This window comes from Streptomyces sp. NPDC087859, from assembly GCF_044742595.1.
GTDB classification, from domain to species: Bacteria; Actinomycetota; Actinomycetes; order Streptomycetales; family Streptomycetaceae; genus Streptomyces; species Streptomyces canus_F.
The window spans coordinates 34,519-50,008 of the sequence record NZ_JBIUUU010000009.1; the positions used below are offsets into that span (position 1 = coordinate 34,519).

Genomic DNA, 15,490 nt, shown 5'->3' on the forward strand with positions numbered 1-15,490 from the left:
TGCCCGGCGCGCACGGCCCGGGCCAGTTCCTCCCGTCCGGCGGTCAGGAGGATGTCGTACGCCAGTCGGTACGCCTCCGTGAGGGCTTCGCCGTCGGGGGCCCGCGGGGCGCGCGGCACGTACACCCGCTCGGGCACGAGCACGATGTCCGGGCTCGCGGCCAGCACGCGCGCGTGGAAGACGACGTTCTCGTGGGCGAAGCGGCCCTCGGGGAAGCGGATGCCGTTGTCGTGCAGGAAGTCGGTGCGGTAGAGCTTGCTGCCGCAGACGGTGTCGTGCACCAGGAGCGGGCGCTGCGCGGGACGCGCGCACAACCCGCTCGCGAGTTCCGCGCGCGCCCCCAGCAGCGCGGTCAGCGCGCCGGGCAGCAGCGTGTCGCCGCCGTCCAGGAACATCACGTACGGCGATGTCACCCGGTCCAGCCCGGTGTTGCGCGGGGTGCCGCGGCCGCCGCTGTGCACCCGGCGGCGGAGCACGCGCACGCGTGGGTCGATCGAAGCGAGGCGGGCCAGCAGTTCCGCGCCGCCGTCCGTCGAGCCGTCGTCGACGACGAGGACCTCACGGACGGCGGGCCCCTGGGCGAGCACGGAGCGCACGGTGGCCCGCACGCGCGGGGCGTCGTCGTAGCCGGTCACGACGGCACAGGCCTGGGGGGCGTGAGGGTCCATGGGGGTCGTGTTCCGGGATCGCGTGAAGGGGCGGTGCTCGATCCGGAAGACGGTGGGAAGCCGCACCGGGTTCATTCGTGGGCGCGGGGCGGGACATCACACCCGGAAGGGGGTACGGCCGTGGCGGTGTGACCTTCCGCCTTCGGCCTTCACGTCGCAGGCGTCAGGAGTTCTCGTCCAGCTGGGCCGAGTCCAGCGCCGTGGTCAGCTCGTCCAGCCGGGCCCGCAGCTCGCGGATCTCGTCCATGTCGAAGGTGGTCGCCGCGGCGATCCGGCGCGGCACCTCCAGCGCACGCTCGCGCAGCGCGACGCCCTCCTCGGTGAGCCGGACCTCCACGGAACGCTCGTCGCGGGCGCTGCGCTCACGGCGTACCAGGCCGGCCGACTCCAGCCGCTTCAGCAGCGGGGAGAGGGTGCCGGAGTCGAGGCGGAGGTGCTCGCCGAGCTTCTTGACGGGCAGGTCGCCGTGCTCCCACAGCACCAGCATCACCAGGTACTGCGGATACGTGAGCCCCAGGTCCTTGAGGATCACGCGGTAGACGCCGCCGAAGGCGCGCGAGGCGGCGTTCAGGGAGAAGCAGATCTGCTGGTCGAGGCGGAGCCAGTCGGTGGTGGGCGGAGGCGTGGTCATGTCTCCAGAGTAGCGCTTGTTCGCCATTTAGTTGTGCACAACTGAATTGTGTGCTCTACTTGTGGTCGTGAGACGGCCCGGGCCGCAGAGAACGGGCCGGCCGCCCCCGTCACCACGTTTGAGAGGGATGGAACCCATGGACGCGCTCTACACCGCTGTCGCCACCGCCACCCACGGCCGCGACGGTCGCGCCGTCAGCAACGACGGTCAGATCGACCTCCAGCTGGCCCCGCCGGCCGCGCTGGGCGGCAACGGTCAGGGCACCAACCCGGAGCAGCTGTTCGCCGCCGGCTACGCCGCCTGTTTCGGCAGCGCCCTCGGTCTCGTCGGCCGCCAGGCCAAGGTCGACGTCAGCGACGCCGCGGTGACCGCCGAGGTCTCCATAGGCAAGGAGGGCGAGGGCTTCGGTCTCGCCGTCGTGCTCCGCGTCGAGCTGCCCGACACCCTGGACGAGGCGACCGGCCGCAAGCTCGTCGAGGCCGCCCACCAGGTCTGCCCCTACTCCAACGCCACCCGCGGCAACATCGAGGTCGAGCTCGTCATCGAGTAGTCGTCGGAGTCGGCACCGCCCCGACGACCCGCGCCAGCACCTCCCCCGTGCGCGCGCTCCACGCCACCACCACCGCCTCCCCGGGCACCCTGTCCTGCCGCGTCAGCAGCAGCCAGCGCACCTGGTGGCGCCGGACCACGGCGGCACGGTCGGCGCGGGTCGACGCCGGGGCGAGATAGGCCCGTACGTCCGGCTCGTGGCCCTGTGCCACAGGTCCGGGCGGGACGAGATTCGCCCCGAACCCCGCGAGCGCCAGGGCGGCGTGGCGGTCGGCCGTGAGGACCACCTCACCGCGTCCGATGTGCCGCGCCGCCCACTCGTACGTCGGCGGCGCCGCCGACTTCGGCACCGTGAGAAGCCCGAGACAGGCCACCGCGGCCACGACCCCGGCGTACCCCCTCCGCCGCGCACCCCACGGCCGGGGCGCCGCCAGGGCCACGGCCGCCGCGCACACCGGCGCCACGAGCCCGGCGAACCCGCCGTACCCGCACGCCGCCACCGCGCAGCCGAGGACGAACATCACCGTCAGCGGATCCCGCTGCCCCCGCGCCCACAGCGCCGGCAGTCCCACCAGCGCCGGCCAGAACCGCCAGGGAACCGGCACCCGCTCCGGCGCGACCAGGTCGAAGTACGGCCACCCCACGGCGACCAGCACCGCCACACCGGCCGTCACCGCCCAGCGCACCCCGACGGCCCGCCCCCACCCCCGCTGCCACCCCGCGACAAAGGCGACGGCCCCCGCGACCGCCCCCACCGCGGTGACCGGATCGACCAGCAGGACCGCCCCGTACAGCACGCCCGGGCCCACGTACCCGGCGATCCCCGGCAGCCCGCTCGGGCCCACATACCGAAGCGCCCCGTCGTTGCGCGCCCGCGCCCCCGTCAGCGCCCAGGCCCACAGGCTCAGCCCGGCCGCGAAGGCCGCCGGGGAGCCGGGGTCCCCGGCCATCAGCACGACCGGCAGCGCCAGGACCGGTGCCCACGGCCGGGGCGTGAGCACCCGCACCAGACGGCCGAGGCCGGTGAGCACCACCAACAGGTTCAGTGGCCCGGCCAGTCGCACGACCTCCCAGCCACCCAGCCCCGTCAGCCGCGCGAACAGGCCCTGCGCCACCGCGTACGGCGAGTAGTACGGGCTGCCCGCACCCGGCAGATCCGCCAGGGGATGCCGCGGATGCCACAGATCCACCCGCAGCCGCTCGATCACCGCCGCGTGCAGCCCCGCCTCGCAGCACAGCGGCGCCGCCCAGTACGCCAGCGACATCACCAGCCAGCACAGGAAGCCGAAGACCAGATACGGGCCGGGACGCCAGGCACGGCCGCCGCGCAGCGCCGTCGCGCCACGAAGAGACCGTCGGCTCAGAAGACCGCTGCTCACCGCACCAGCCTTCCCGTCGGAGCGGGCCGCCGCGCCTCGCATCACACGCCTGGCGCAGCGGCGCTCTCCCCGGCCGCCCGGCGGGTCAGCCGCCGGGGCGGCCTGCCGGACGCCAGGTGTGGGGGCGGGTCGGAGTGGGCCGCGACGGGCTGGAGGGCATGGGAACTCCCCTGGATGAGGACGGCGTTCAGACGGTTTCGGTGACGAGTGACGGGGCCGAGGCCCGCTCCACGGTCGCCTGCGGCGGCAGTTCGAGCGCCGCCGCCGCGGAGGGCACCGGGAAGCGCTCGGCGAGCGGCACGAAGGGTGCCGGTTCGGTCTGGCCCAGCACCACATGGCGTACGACCCGCTCGGCGGCGCGTCCGTCGTCGTAGGGGCAGAAGCGCTCGCGGAACGCCGAGCGCAGCTGAGTGGAGCGCGAGCCCCGCCAGTGGCCGGTGGAGAAGATGTCGGTCAACTCGTCCTCGCTGCGCGCGACCGCGCCCGGCGGGAAGGCACGCAGGTCGAAGTAGGTGCCGCGGGCCGCCTCGTACGCCTCCCGGTCGTCGGAGTGGATCACGATCGGGCGGTCCAGGTTGGCGTAGTCGAACATCAGGGACGAGTAGTCCGTCACCAGGGCGTCCGAGGCCAGACACAGGGACTCGACGCTCGGGTGGTCGGTGACGTCGATGATCCTGCCGGTGCTCGTCGCGAGGGGGCCGCCGTGCCGGTGGTGGGCGCGGGCCAGGACGACGAAACGGGGGCCCAGACGGCGCAGCACGCGGTCCAGGTCGAGGGCGGGGCGCTGGGTGCGGCGGTAGTCGCGGTGGGTGGGGGCGTACAGGATCGCGACCGTGCCCTCCGGGATGCCGAGCGACTCGCGCAGCCGGCGTACGTCCTGCGAAGTCGCCTGCTGGAACACGTCGTTGCGGGGACAGCCGTACTCGAGTGTCGTGTACGTGCCCGGGTAGACGCGCTCCCAGGTCAGGGTGGTGTGGCGGTTGGCGGACAGCAGGTAGTCCCACTTGTCGACATCGTCGAGGAGGGCCGTGAAGTCCATGCCGCGGGCGGCCGCCGGGTGTTCCTGGAGGTCCAGCCCCATGTGCTTGAGGGGCGTGCCGTGCTGGGTCTGGACGAAGACCTGGCCGGGGCGCTTGACCAGGCGGTGGTCGAAGTCGGTGTTGTTGACCAGGTACTTGGAGCGGGCGAGTGCCGTCCAGTACGCGGCCGAGCCGGGGCGCAGCCGGCGGGTGGCGGTGGGGATCGTGTGGTGGTGCTCGGCGCCGGCGATCCACGCCGTGCGGATGTGCGGCGCGTGGGTGCGGAACGCCTGCTCCAGGGCGCCCGGGTTGCAGCCGTGGCCGCGGCTGCCGTAGGCGGCGAAGACGGCGTGGTCCGCGCGCAGGGGGAGGCGGCGCTGGACGCGGTAGTGGAGGCGGAGGGCCGCGATGCGCAGGGCTTTCGCGAGGCGGGTGGCACGGTGGGCGGTCCGGTGGCTGAGCCTCTTGGCCAGCTCCAGTGCGCGGAAGGTGCGATGCAGACCCAGGCGGACCAGGGTGTGGCGCAGGCGGGCGCGCACCGGGACGGGGTGGCCCGGGATGCGGTAACGGCGGTAGTGGGCGCGGGCCTTGCGCAGGAACTCGGCCCGGACGCGGCGCGGCAGCCGGTACCGCTCGGTGAAGACCGTCGACAGGTGGTCGACCATGCGGCGGAACAACACCGGGCGCCACCGGGCGAGTTCGGGGTGCTGGTCGACGTACGCGAAGACCCTGTCGTACTGGTCGAAGACATCGAAGTGGCCGCGGCTCGTGCCGGGGACCGCGCCCTGGCGGCGTCGGCGGTGGTGGACGCACACCCGGTCCAGGGTCGCGAGGGTCTCCGCCGCCATCAGGGCCGGATACGTCCAGGCAATGTCCTGGCAGTGGCCCGACGGGAAGGTGAAGCGCGCGCGCTCCACGAACTCCCGGCGGTACACCCTGTTCCAGGCCGCCGCCCGCAGGCGCAGCAGACCCGGGCGGTCCTCCAGCCGGAAGGGCGCCGGGCCCTCCTCGGTGAGCTGCGTGGCGAAGCCGTCGCGGACCGCCGCGCCCGTCCAGTCGGTCAGCGCGTGGTCGTGGACCAGGACGTCCGGGTCGCCCGTCTCCTTCAGCCGGTCGGCGATCGCCCGCAGCGCGTCCGGGGTGAGGGTGTCGTCGCCGTCCAGGAACACCAGGTAGTCACCGGTCGCCGCCGCCAGACCGGCGTTGCGCGCGCCGCCCGCTCCACGGTTCTCGGCCAGGTGCACCGGCCGCACACGCGGGTCCCGGGCCGCGAACTCGTCGACGATCGCCCCACAGGCGTCCGGCGAGCAGTCGTCGACGGCGATCAGCTCCAGATCAGAACACGACTGGGAGAGCACCGAGTCCAGGCACTCGTGCAGATACGCCTGAACCTTGTATGCGGGGACGATGACACTGAACCTGGGCAAGGCACATCCAAGAGTCGGCGCGGGCGGTGGGCCGTGTCGGCCTTGCCCGGGAACTGCCGGTGATGTGACTTGGTTACGTGGTGTGCGGCATACGGGGGAATTCCCGGTGAGAGCGAAGGGGCGGACCGACCGCGGTCCGCCCCCTCAATTGGGCTGCCGTACGGGCTACTTGACCGCGCCCGCCATCACCCCGGTCACGAACTGCCGCTGGAACGCGAAGAACACGAGCAGCGGGATCACCATCGAGATGAAGGCGCCGGTCGCCAGGATCTCGATGTTGCTGCCGAACTGCCGTACCTGCTGCTGCAGGGCGACCGTCAGCGGCTGCGAGTCGGCGTTGGTGAACACCAGCGCCACCAGCATGTCGTTCCACACCCACAGGAACTGGAAGATGCCCAGCGAGGCGAGCGCGGGTGCCGCCAGCGGCATGACCACGGTCGCGAACAGCCGGGCCTCGCCCGCCCCGTCCAGGCGCGCCGCCTCCAGGAGTTCCCGGGGGATCTCCGCGAAGAAGTTGCGCAGCAGGAAGATCGCGAACGGCAGCCCGAAGGCGACGTGGAAGAGGACGGCGGCGATGATGTCGCCGAAGATCCCGACGTCGCGGAAGAGGAACGTCAGCGGGATCAGCGCGATCTGCACCGGCACCACGAGCAGCCCCACCACGACCATGAACCACGTGTCACGGCCCTTGAAGTCCATCCACGCGAAGGCGTATCCCGCCATCGCCCCGATGATCACGACGAGCAGGGTCGAGGGGACGGTGATCCAGATGGTGTTGAACAGGGAGCTGGTGATCGTGTCGTTCTTCAGGATCGTCTCGTAGCTGTTCGCGGTCAGCTGGCCCGGAGCCGTGAACACCTTCCACCAGCCCGAGGTGGCGATGTCGGTCGGGTCGCGGAACGAGGAGACCAGCAGCCCGAAGGTCGGCACCAGCCACACCAGCGCGATGACGATCAGGAAGACCCGCATCGCCCCGCCGGCCGCCCCGCTCGCCACCCGGGCGGCGAGCGAGCGCTTGGCGCGCACGGTCGTGTCGAGAGAGGTCACCGCTCACGCTCCTTCCGCAGCCGTCGGAGGTTGACCCACATCACCGGCAGCACGAGCAGCAGCAGGATGACGCCGATCGCGCTGCCGATGCCGTAGCTGGCGCCGCCGCCGAACGACGACTGGAACAGTTGCAGCGCCAGCACGTTGGCGTCGTCCTGGCTGGGCTGCGGGGCGATGATGTAGACCAGGTCGAAGATCTTCATCACGTTGATCATCAGCGTGACGAGGACGACGACCAGGACCGGCGCCAGCATGGGCACCGTGACCTTTCTGAACACCTGCCACTCGTTGGCGCCGTCGACCCGGGCCGCCTCCAGGAGGTTGCGGTCCACCCCCGCGAGCCCGGCCGCGATCAGGATCATCGCGAAGCCCGCCCACATCCACACGTACGCCCCGATGATCGCCGGAGTGATCAGTGCCGGGCCGAGCCAGTCGATGCCGTTGTAGGGCGCCGAGAAGTTCGAGCCGGGCAGCCGCAGTTGGGCCCCGTCGGCCTCGCCGGGCAGATTGAAGGTGCCGTCGGCGCCGCTCTTGGTGGAGGCGACCACCTTGCCGTCCTTCACGGCCTCGACCTTCACGCCCTTCAGCGCCTTCTCCCCGGCGTCGATCTGGCCCTTCGTGCCGCCGCCGCCCAGCTTGAAGTCCAGCCAGACGGTGCCCGTGACGCCGTCACCGGTGGCCGCCTTGGCGCCCTCGGGGCTGCCGGGGAGCTTGTTGGGCGCGATACCGACGAGCGGGAGCAGCGCCGGCGTGCCCGCCCGCACCGTGCCGGTCGAGGTGAACGAGCCGTCGCCCGAGGCCTTCAGATCGCTCACCGCCGCGTTCGGGCGGGCCTTCGGATAGACCGAGGAGTCCACGAACGTGTCGTGCACGGTCGTCACCACCGCGTTGGCGACCCCCTGGTCCGGGTCCGCCGAGTACACCAGCCGGAAGATGATGCCCGCGGCCAGCATCGAGATCGCCATCGGCATGAAGACGATCAGCTTGAACGCCGTGCCCCAGCGCACCCGTTCGGTGAGCACCGCGAAGATCAGACCGAGCGCCGTGACCACGGCCGGGGCGACCGCGACCCAGATCGCGGTGTTCTTGACCGCGGTCAGCGTCGCGTCGTTGCTGAAGATGTCGCCGTAGTTGTCCAGGCCGACGAAGCCGGAGCCGTCGGCGTCGTAGAGACTGCGCCAGACCGACCACCCGATCGGGTAGACCACGAGCGCGCCGAGAAGGATCAGCGCGGGCAGCAGGAACAGCACCGCCACCCACAGCCGCGTCTTCGTCACGCTCTTGCGCGGAGACACGGAGGGCGTCGGCAGTGCGCCGGCGCCCTCCGTCGAGTTCGCCACGGAGGCCATGGCGTCAGCCGGCCCCGTACGCCTTGGCGGCGTCGGCCTCCAGCTTCCGCTGGGCGCCCGCGACATCGCTCGGGTTGCTGAGGAAGTCCTGCAGGTCCTTCCACTCGCCGGTGCCCTGTGTGCCGCCGAAGGCCGCCGGTGCCTGGTCGGACATGTCGAACCGGAAGTCGTCACCCGCGTCGATGAGCGCCTTGGCGATCTGCCGGGTCACGTCGTCCTTGTACGTGCTCTGATCCATCTCCTTGTTCGGGGACAGGACACCGCCCTGCGCCGCCCAGACCTCGGCCGCGTCCGTCGAGGCGAGGAAGGTCAGCAGCGCCTGGGCGCCCTTGCTTTCCTTCAGCGCCACGGCCACGTCGCCGCCGCTGACCACCGGGGAGTCGGAGCCCACCGCCGGGAACGGGAACACCTTGGCGTCCGTGCCCACCTTCGCCTTGGTGTCGGCGTTGATGTTCGCGGTGACGAAGTCGCCCTCGAAGACCATCGCGGCCGGGGTGTCACCGGTGAAGGCCTGGGTGACCGACTTCGGGAACTCCGTGTCCAGCGCGCCCTTGCGGCCGCCCGCGAGCAGCTCGTCCTTGCCCCACAGCTCGGCGAGCGTGCTGAGGGCGTCCTTGACGGAAGGGTCCGTCCACTTGATCTCGTGCTTGGCGAGCTGGTCGTACTTCTCCGGACCCGCCTGGGACAGATAGACGTTCTCGAACCAGTCGGTGAGCGTCCAGCCGTCCGCGCCGCCGACGGAGACGGCGGGGGAGCCGGCGTCGGACAGCGTCTGCGCGGTGGAGATGAACTCCTTCCACGTCTTGGGCGTCTCGGAGATCCCGGCCGCCTCGAAGGCCGCGGTGTTGTACCAGATCAGGGACTTGTTGGCGGCCTTCGCGTAGACGCCGTACTGCTGGCCGTCGACGGCCCCGAGGTCACGCCATCCCGGGGAGAAGTTCTTGTCCAACTGCGCCTTGGCTTCCGCGCCGAGGGGCTTGAGCCACTTCTTCTCCGCGAACTGGTGCAACACGCCGACCTGCGGCAGGAACGCCACGTCCGGGGGCTGACCGCCCTCGATCTTGGCGGCGAGGAAGGTGGAGGTGTTGTTGCCGGTCGGTACGAACTTGACCTTGGCGCCGGTGCGTTTGGTGAACTCGTTCAGGACCTTGGTGAAGTTCTCCTGTTCGGCTCCGGTCCAGACGGCGGCGACCTCCAGCGTCTGGCCGTCGAGCTTGGGGAGCGTGACGGAGGTGCCGCCGGTCTCCGTGCCCTTGGTCGGGTTGTCGCTGCCGTTGTCGTCGTCCCCGCCGCACGCGGTGAGCGTCAGGGCTCCCGCCAGGAGGGCGGCGGCTGTCGCGGTGACCCTTCGTGTCCGGTATGTGCTCGTGCTGCGCATCACTGCCCCGTTCTTCGTTCGTCGTCGAACGTCGAGCGCTGTCCCGTGGCTCTGGTCTACGCCGGGGGCCTGGGGTCGGCAAGACCGCGTGCGGTGTCAAGCGGGGGATCGTTGTCGCGTCGTAACGGGACACAGACGTTGGACAGCGCTCGTCGACCGGAACCGCACCGGAACCGGACCGGGACTAGAGAAGCGACGGGACCTCCGTGGCCGCCACCTCGCGGGCCGCCCGCTCCAGCGCGCTCGCCAGCAGTGCCAAGTCCGTCGGCCCGTTGCCCAGTTCCCGTACCGGGCGGCGGGCCGGCGGGTCGCCCATGCGGTGCCAGTCCAGGGGGACCACGGTCGGGCGCAGCGTCGCCGTGCGGGGGATACGTCCGGTGACCCGCCCGCTCTGGAGGGGCGTGACCCTGCCGTCCGAGGAGGCCAGCCGGCCGCGCCCCGGCGCGGGTTCGTCCGGGCCGGATGCCGGGGCGTCCAGGGTGACCCGCAGGGCCGCCCTCCTGGCCGCGTCCGACTCCGCCGTACGACCACCGGAGGCCGCCGCGGCCACCAGGTGGACGCCGAGCCGCTCGCCCTCCCGCGCCACGGCCTCCAGCGCGCGCATCACCGAACCCGCCGAGGGCCGGCCCGGCGAGCCGAGCGCGGGGGAGACCAGGGCGTCCAGATCGTCGACGACCACCACGAGACGGGGCAACGGCGGTGCCGACTCGGTCTGCCGACGGGCCGCGGCGGGCCGCAGACGAATGGTCGAGCTGGGCGGGGTCTCGAGGTCACCGGCTCCCGCGGCGGACCCGCGCTGGGCGACCATACGGCCCGTCAGTTCCCGTCCGGTGTGCCACTCGGCGAAGTCGGAGCGGCCCAGCAGCTCGGCCCGCCGCTTCAGCTCGGCGCTCAGGGACTGGGCGAACTCCCGCATCCGCACGGGGTCGTTGGCGGTGAGGTGGGTGGTGACATGCGGTACGTCCGTACAGACCCGCAGGCCCTCGCCGTGGCCGGCGCCCGCGCCCACGCTGTCCCGGCCGTCCATCAGAACGATGCTCAGCCGGTCCGGCCGCTCGGCGGCGGCCAGCGAGGCGACGACCGCGCGCAGCAGTTCCGTACGGCCGCTGCCCGCCGGGCCCTCGATCAGCAGATGCGGGCCGTCGGCCACGAGGTCCGCGCAGACCGGCCCGCGCGGCCCGGCGCCCAGCACCGCCAGGGCCCGTCCGCCGAGCGCCTCCGTGTCGTCCGCCGCGTCCGCCCAACGCGTCATCAGCGACGCCGGGGTGGCCCGTGCCAGCCCCAACTCGTCCAGCAGCCGCGCCATCTGCGGCAACGGCGCCGACACCCGCGCCTGCCGCTCACCGCCCGCGCCGTCCGTGCGCAACGGTGCCAGTGCCCGCGCGAACCGCTCCGCCCAGGCGGGGGAGACGGCGTCCACAGTGGCGACGGTGCCGTGGCCCACGGGCCCGGTCGTGTGGGTCTGGGGGGCGGGATGACCGGCGGGGACCTCGCCGACGGGACCGCGGTCCGCGGGGCCGGAAGGGCGGCCGGGCGCGAGCGGGTCGTCGGAACTGAGGACGACGGTGCCGTCGGAGCCGAGAGCTCCGCCCCGCGCCACCCGCATCAGCCGCAACGCCGTCGCCACGTCCCCGCTGAGCAGCGCGACCGCGCCGCACTCCCGGAACGCCGGGGACGCCGCGCACGCCGTCTCGTACGTCTCCGTCACCGGCGACGCGGGCGAGGCCGGTGCCGTCTCGGCGAGACACACCACGTGTATCCCGGCCCGCGGGCCCTCCAGCGCCAGCCGCGCCACGGCCTCGCGCACATCGGCGCCGCCGGGGTCGCTGTCCACGAGGAGGACGGTGTACGGCCCTTCGAAGCCGGGTGCCCTGTCGGCCCTGTCGTCGTCGCGCGCCCAGGAGGGCCGCCGGGTCGCGCCGCGGGCCTCGGCCGGGGTGACGCCTCGGCTGTCGCTCTCGCTGCGGGCACGGGTCGCGTCGCGCCCCCGGTCCTGCTCCGGCAGCCCCTTGCCGCCGGGCCCCTGAGCGGGAAGCCCCGGTCGGCCCTTCGCTCCCGTCGGCTGCGGTGTCTCGTCCAGGCGTCGCAGGAGCTCCTCCGTGCGGGCCGTCGCCTGTTCGCGGTCGTAGGCGAGGAGGAGGCGGCAGTCCTGGCCGTGGGCCGGGCGCAGATGCGGGAGCCAGCCCAGCCAGGACCACTCGGCGGTGCGCTCGGCCACGGGACGGGAGCGGTCGGCGCTGATCAGGACTATCTCGAGGGTGTCGGGGGAGTGCAGCGCGGCGAGTTGGGCCACCACCGCGCGGGCCAGCCCGGCCAGCCGCGCGCGCGGGCCCGCCAGCCCCAGCGCACCCACCTCGCGCAGATCGGCGGTGACCGGCACCGCGGGCAGCAGCCCCGAGCCGTCGGGTGCCGCCCGGTCCGCCGTGCCCAGCCGCACCGTGAGCGCCTCCGGGTGGTCCGGTCCGCGCTCCCAGAGACGCGGTCCGGGGCCCAGCGCGGTCAGCAGCAGTGCTGCCGGGTCCGGCCAGGTCTCCGGCTGCTGCGGGGTGACGGGCGAGGGGACGGGCGGGGTGTCGGCCACTTCCTCGTCGTACGTCTCGCTCCCGGCCGCGGTGCTCTGCTCACCGCGGCCGCCGGTCAGCTTCCGTGCCCACGCGCCGAGGCCTCCGCGCTTGCGCACGCCCTGCGGTACGTCGGTGCCCCGCAGGGGGGTGCCCTTGCGGCGGCTGCCCGCCGGGGTGTCCACGGCGCGGGTGTGCTCGTCGCCGGAGCCGGAGCCGGAGCCGGAGCCGGAGCCGGAGCCGGTGGCCGCGGAGGCGTGTGCGGTGTCGGTCGGCACGCCGTGGTCCGGGGTGGACCGGGAGCCGGACGTCCCGCCGGGTGCGCGGGTGTCTCCGGGGCCGGAGGTCCCGCCGGACGCGGCGGTGCCACGAGGGGCGGCGGGGCCGCCGCGCGTGGCCGCACCGTGTTGCGGTCCGCCGGAGGCCGGAACGCCGTCCGGGCCGGGGTGGCCGCTCGCGGCACCCCCGTCGTCGGAGGCCGGGCCGCCCGCGGTCGCCGGACCCCCGTAACCCCCGTCGGAGGCGCGCACGCCGAGCCGTCCGCCGTGGGTCTCGCCACTGCCCCCGGCGCCCGCGCCCGGCGCCCCGGAGAGCCCCGCGACCCCGGACACCCGCCGGCGGGACACGGGGCCCTTGGCCTCGTACGCCCGCGCCCCTCTGCTCTCGATCCGTGGTGCCTGTCCCTGGCCGGGCACGACAGGCTGGTCCACGTCCTGCGGCACCGGCGCGGTGCTCAAGTCGGCGGTGCCGTAAACGGACCGCGTCGGTCCGGAAGGTGCCCCCGAACCGGTGTCGGTCTGCGTCGGAGGCGCCACGCGCACGTGCCCCTCGCCGTCCGGCGCCGTGCGCAGCCGCGCGCCCGGGCCGCCGGGCGGAGCCAGCCGGAGGGCCGACTCGCCGACGCGCAGCAGCGCGCCCGGTGCGAAGCGGACCGGGCGGGTGCCCACGCGGACGCCGTCGAGGACCGTGCCGTTGGTGGAGTCGAGGTCGGCGACCGAGACACGGCCGTCGGCGGCGACCGTCACCGCGCAGTGCAGCCGGGAGACGTCCGGGTCGTCGAGCGGGACGTCGGCGTCGGCGGAGCGGCCGATCTCGATGCGGCCGCCGTGCAGGAGATGGACCCCGCCCGCGTCCGGCCCGGCGACCACGTCGAGGCGGGTGGGCGCGTCGTCCACCTCGGGGTGCGGCTCAGGGTCGGTGGGGGCGCCGAGGGAGAGCACGGCGCCGTCGGTCAGCGGGGGCTCGCCGATGGTGCAGCGCTGGGCGTCGAGCCGTTCGGCACCGGCGTACAGCACGGGCTGTCCGGTGCCGGAGGTGAGCGGGCCGTCGCCGGAGACCGCGGAGGCCAGTGCGGACGTTATCGCCGCCAGGGCCGTACCGGCGGGTGCTGTGACCAGCACGTCGCAGCTCGCGGCGCGGACGTGGGCCTCGGCAGGCGGGCCCAGCGGGTCTACGACGGTCAGCCGGATCTGCATCGCCGTCAGCGGTCCCTTCTGCCCGGGCGCGGACTGTCCCCCACCCCACACGAGCACATCGGCCAGTACTGGAGGCATCCTCGCACCTGCCACTGACAACGCGCCCCGCTCCCGAGGATAAGTGATCTTGATTGGTCAGCTCTGCCCCTAAAAGTGCCTGACCAGTGCATCGTCGACGATCACTTGAGATCGGTCACGTCACCCTTCGGCAACCAGGAGACCGAGTCGGGCGTCTTTCCTGCGAACAGGCTTCGCAACGCCTACGTAGTGCTCAGGGAGACGGCACTACAGTGGACCGGAACACAGGCAAGCAGCAGGGAGCGCATGACGTGCGGCCGGTAGGCAGCAAGTACTTCCTCGAGGAGCCGCTGGGGCGCGGTGCCACGGGGACCGTGTGGCGTGCCCGCCAGCGTGAGGCCGCGGGCGCCGAGGCCGCCGTGCAGGGGCAGGCCGGCGAGACAGTCGCGATCAAGGTCCTCAAGGAGGAGCTCGCGAGCGACCCGGACATCGTGATGCGGTTCCTGCGGGAGCGCTCCGTCCTGCTCCGGCTCACCCACCCGAACATCGTGCGAGTGCGCGACCTGGTCGTCGAGGGCGATCTGCTCGCCCTGGTCATGGACCTCGTCGAGGGCCCCGACCTGCACCGCTACCTCCGGGAGAACGGCCCCTTCAGCCCCGTCGGCGCCGCCCTGCTCACCGCGCAGATCGCCGACGCGCTCGCCGCCAGCCACGCCGACGGCGTCGTCCACCGCGACCTGAAGCCCGCCAACGTCCTGCTCAAGCAGCACGGCGGCCAGATGCACCCGCTGCTCACCGACTTCGGCATCGCGCGCCTCGCCGACTCCCCGGGCCTGACCCGCACCCACGAGTTCGTCGGCACGCCCGCGTACGTGGCCCCCGAGTCCGCCGAGGGCCGCCCGCAGACCTCCGCCGTCGACATCTACGGCGCCGGCATCCTGCTGTACGAGCTGGTCACCGGCCGCCCGCCGTTCTCCGGCGGCTCCGCCCTGGAGGTGCTCCACCAGCACCTGAGCTCCGAGCCCCGGCGCCCGTCCACGGTCCCCGACCCGCTCTGGACGATCATCGAGCGCTGTCTGCGCAAGAACCCCGACGACCGGCCCAGCGCCGAGAACCTCGCGCGCGGTCTGCGGGTCGTCGCCGCGGGCGTGGGCGTGCACGCGAGCTCCGCGCAGATCGCCGCCGCCGAGAACGTCGCGGCCCTCCTCGCGCCCGACCCGGCCCCCGCGGCCGTACCGGGCTCCGCCGACCCCACCCAGGTGATGCAGCACGGTGCGGGCGCGTACGACCCGAACGCCGCGACCAACGTCCTGCCGCACGTGGGTGCCGCCGACCCCACCGCCGTCCTGCCGAACCGCGGCGCCGCCGACCCGACGGCCGTCCTGCCGCCGGTGCCGCCGGGACAGCCGGGCCAGCAGGGACAGGGCGGACCCGAGGACCCGCACCCCTGGCAGAACCAGCTGCGCGCGGCCCGCGACCGCAACGAGCAGACGCAGGTCCAGTACCTCGACCCGAACCAGGACCCGCTGCGCCGCCGCCCCCAGCGGCAGGTCGCCCGCCCGCAGCAGCCGCCGCAGCGCCAGCAGCGCCCACAGCCCCAGCAGCCCCAGCAGGGCTACGGCGGTCATCCGCAGCAGCAACAGCAGCCCCAGCGGTATGCGCCGCCGCCGCAGCCCCAGCCGCAGCCGCAGCGGTACGCACCGCCCCAGCAGCCGCAGCAGCCGCAGCGTGAGCCCCGCCAGCCGCGGCAGCGCAGCTCCAGCCCGATGCGGATCCCGGGTCTGGGCTGCCTCAAGGGCTGCCTGTTCACGATCGTCATCCTCTTCGTCGCGGGCTGGCTGATCTGGGAGCTGAGCCCGCTCCAGGACTGGATCGGCACGGGCAAGGGCTACTGGGACCAGATCGGCGACTGGATCGGCACGGTGTCCGGATGGATCGGGGACCTGGGCGGCGGCTCCGGCGGCCAGTAGCCCCCGTAGGCCGCCGGAT

The 15,490-nt window shown here is 73.4% G+C and carries 9 protein-coding genes and 1 pseudogene; 2 read left to right on the plus strand and 8 right to left on the minus strand.

Translation table 11 applies throughout. The features are described from left to right. Window positions 1-5 precede the first annotated feature (5 nt). Window positions 6-668, minus strand: a pseudogene (locus tag ACIOHP_RS22580) (glycosyltransferase family 2 protein); the annotation flags it as partial. Between the two features lie 163 nt (window positions 669-831). After that, window positions 832-1,299 carry a MarR family transcriptional regulator gene (locus ACIOHP_RS22585; protein WP_361496496.1) on the minus strand — a complete coding sequence of 156 codons (468 nt, stop codon included), beginning with the start codon at window positions 1,297-1,299 and terminating at the stop codon, window positions 832-834. A 136-nt stretch (window positions 1,300-1,435) separates the two neighbouring features. Here ACIOHP_RS22585 and ACIOHP_RS22590 point away from each other — a divergent pair, with 136 nt between their 5' ends. Beyond that, window positions 1,436-1,849, plus strand: coding sequence for an organic hydroperoxide resistance protein (locus ACIOHP_RS22590; RefSeq protein WP_327717432.1), 414 nt, complete (start codon window positions 1,436-1,438; stop codon window positions 1,847-1,849). Here ACIOHP_RS22590 and ACIOHP_RS22595 read toward each other — a convergent pair. From ACIOHP_RS22595 to ACIOHP_RS22620, 6 genes are all read right to left on the minus strand, one after another. Beyond that, a complete protein-coding gene (locus tag ACIOHP_RS22595) occupies window positions 1,839-3,227 on the minus strand; it encodes a hypothetical protein (protein WP_401890139.1) in 1,389 nt (462 codons plus the stop codon). The two genes, ACIOHP_RS22590 and ACIOHP_RS22595, sit on opposite strands and share 11 nt — an antisense overlap. Before the next feature lie 187 nt (window positions 3,228-3,414). Beyond that, entirely contained in the window at window positions 3,415-5,673 is a 2,259-nt protein-coding gene (locus ACIOHP_RS22600; RefSeq protein ID WP_401890141.1) for a CDP-glycerol glycerophosphotransferase family protein, read from the minus strand. 165 nt (window positions 5,674-5,838) lie between these two features. Next, a complete protein-coding gene (locus ACIOHP_RS22605; protein ID WP_401890143.1) occupies window positions 5,839-6,720 on the minus strand; it encodes a carbohydrate ABC transporter permease in 882 nt (293 codons plus the stop codon). Then, entirely contained in the window at window positions 6,717-8,069 is a 1,353-nt protein-coding gene (locus tag ACIOHP_RS22610) for a carbohydrate ABC transporter permease (protein WP_401890145.1), read from the minus strand. Before ACIOHP_RS22610 ends, ACIOHP_RS22605 begins: the two co-directional genes overlap by 4 nt. Window positions 8,070-8,073: 4 nt before the next feature. Beyond that, window positions 8,074-9,447, minus strand: coding sequence for an ABC transporter substrate-binding protein (locus ACIOHP_RS22615; RefSeq protein ID WP_401890147.1), 1,374 nt, complete (start codon window positions 9,445-9,447; stop codon window positions 8,074-8,076). A gap of 184 nt (window positions 9,448-9,631) precedes the next feature. Further along, the gene (locus ACIOHP_RS22620; RefSeq protein WP_401890811.1) at window positions 9,632-13,483 is read right to left on the minus strand and encodes an FHA domain-containing protein; all 3,852 of its coding nucleotides are present in this window, start codon (window positions 13,481-13,483) and stop codon (window positions 9,632-9,634) included. 329 nt (window positions 13,484-13,812) lie between these two features. On the opposite strand from ACIOHP_RS22620, the gene ACIOHP_RS22625 reads away from it, so the two are divergent. Continuing rightward, a complete protein-coding gene (locus tag ACIOHP_RS22625) occupies window positions 13,813-15,471 on the plus strand; it encodes a serine/threonine-protein kinase (RefSeq protein WP_401890814.1) in 1,659 nt (552 codons plus the stop codon). Window positions 15,472-15,490: the final 19 nt, after the last annotated feature.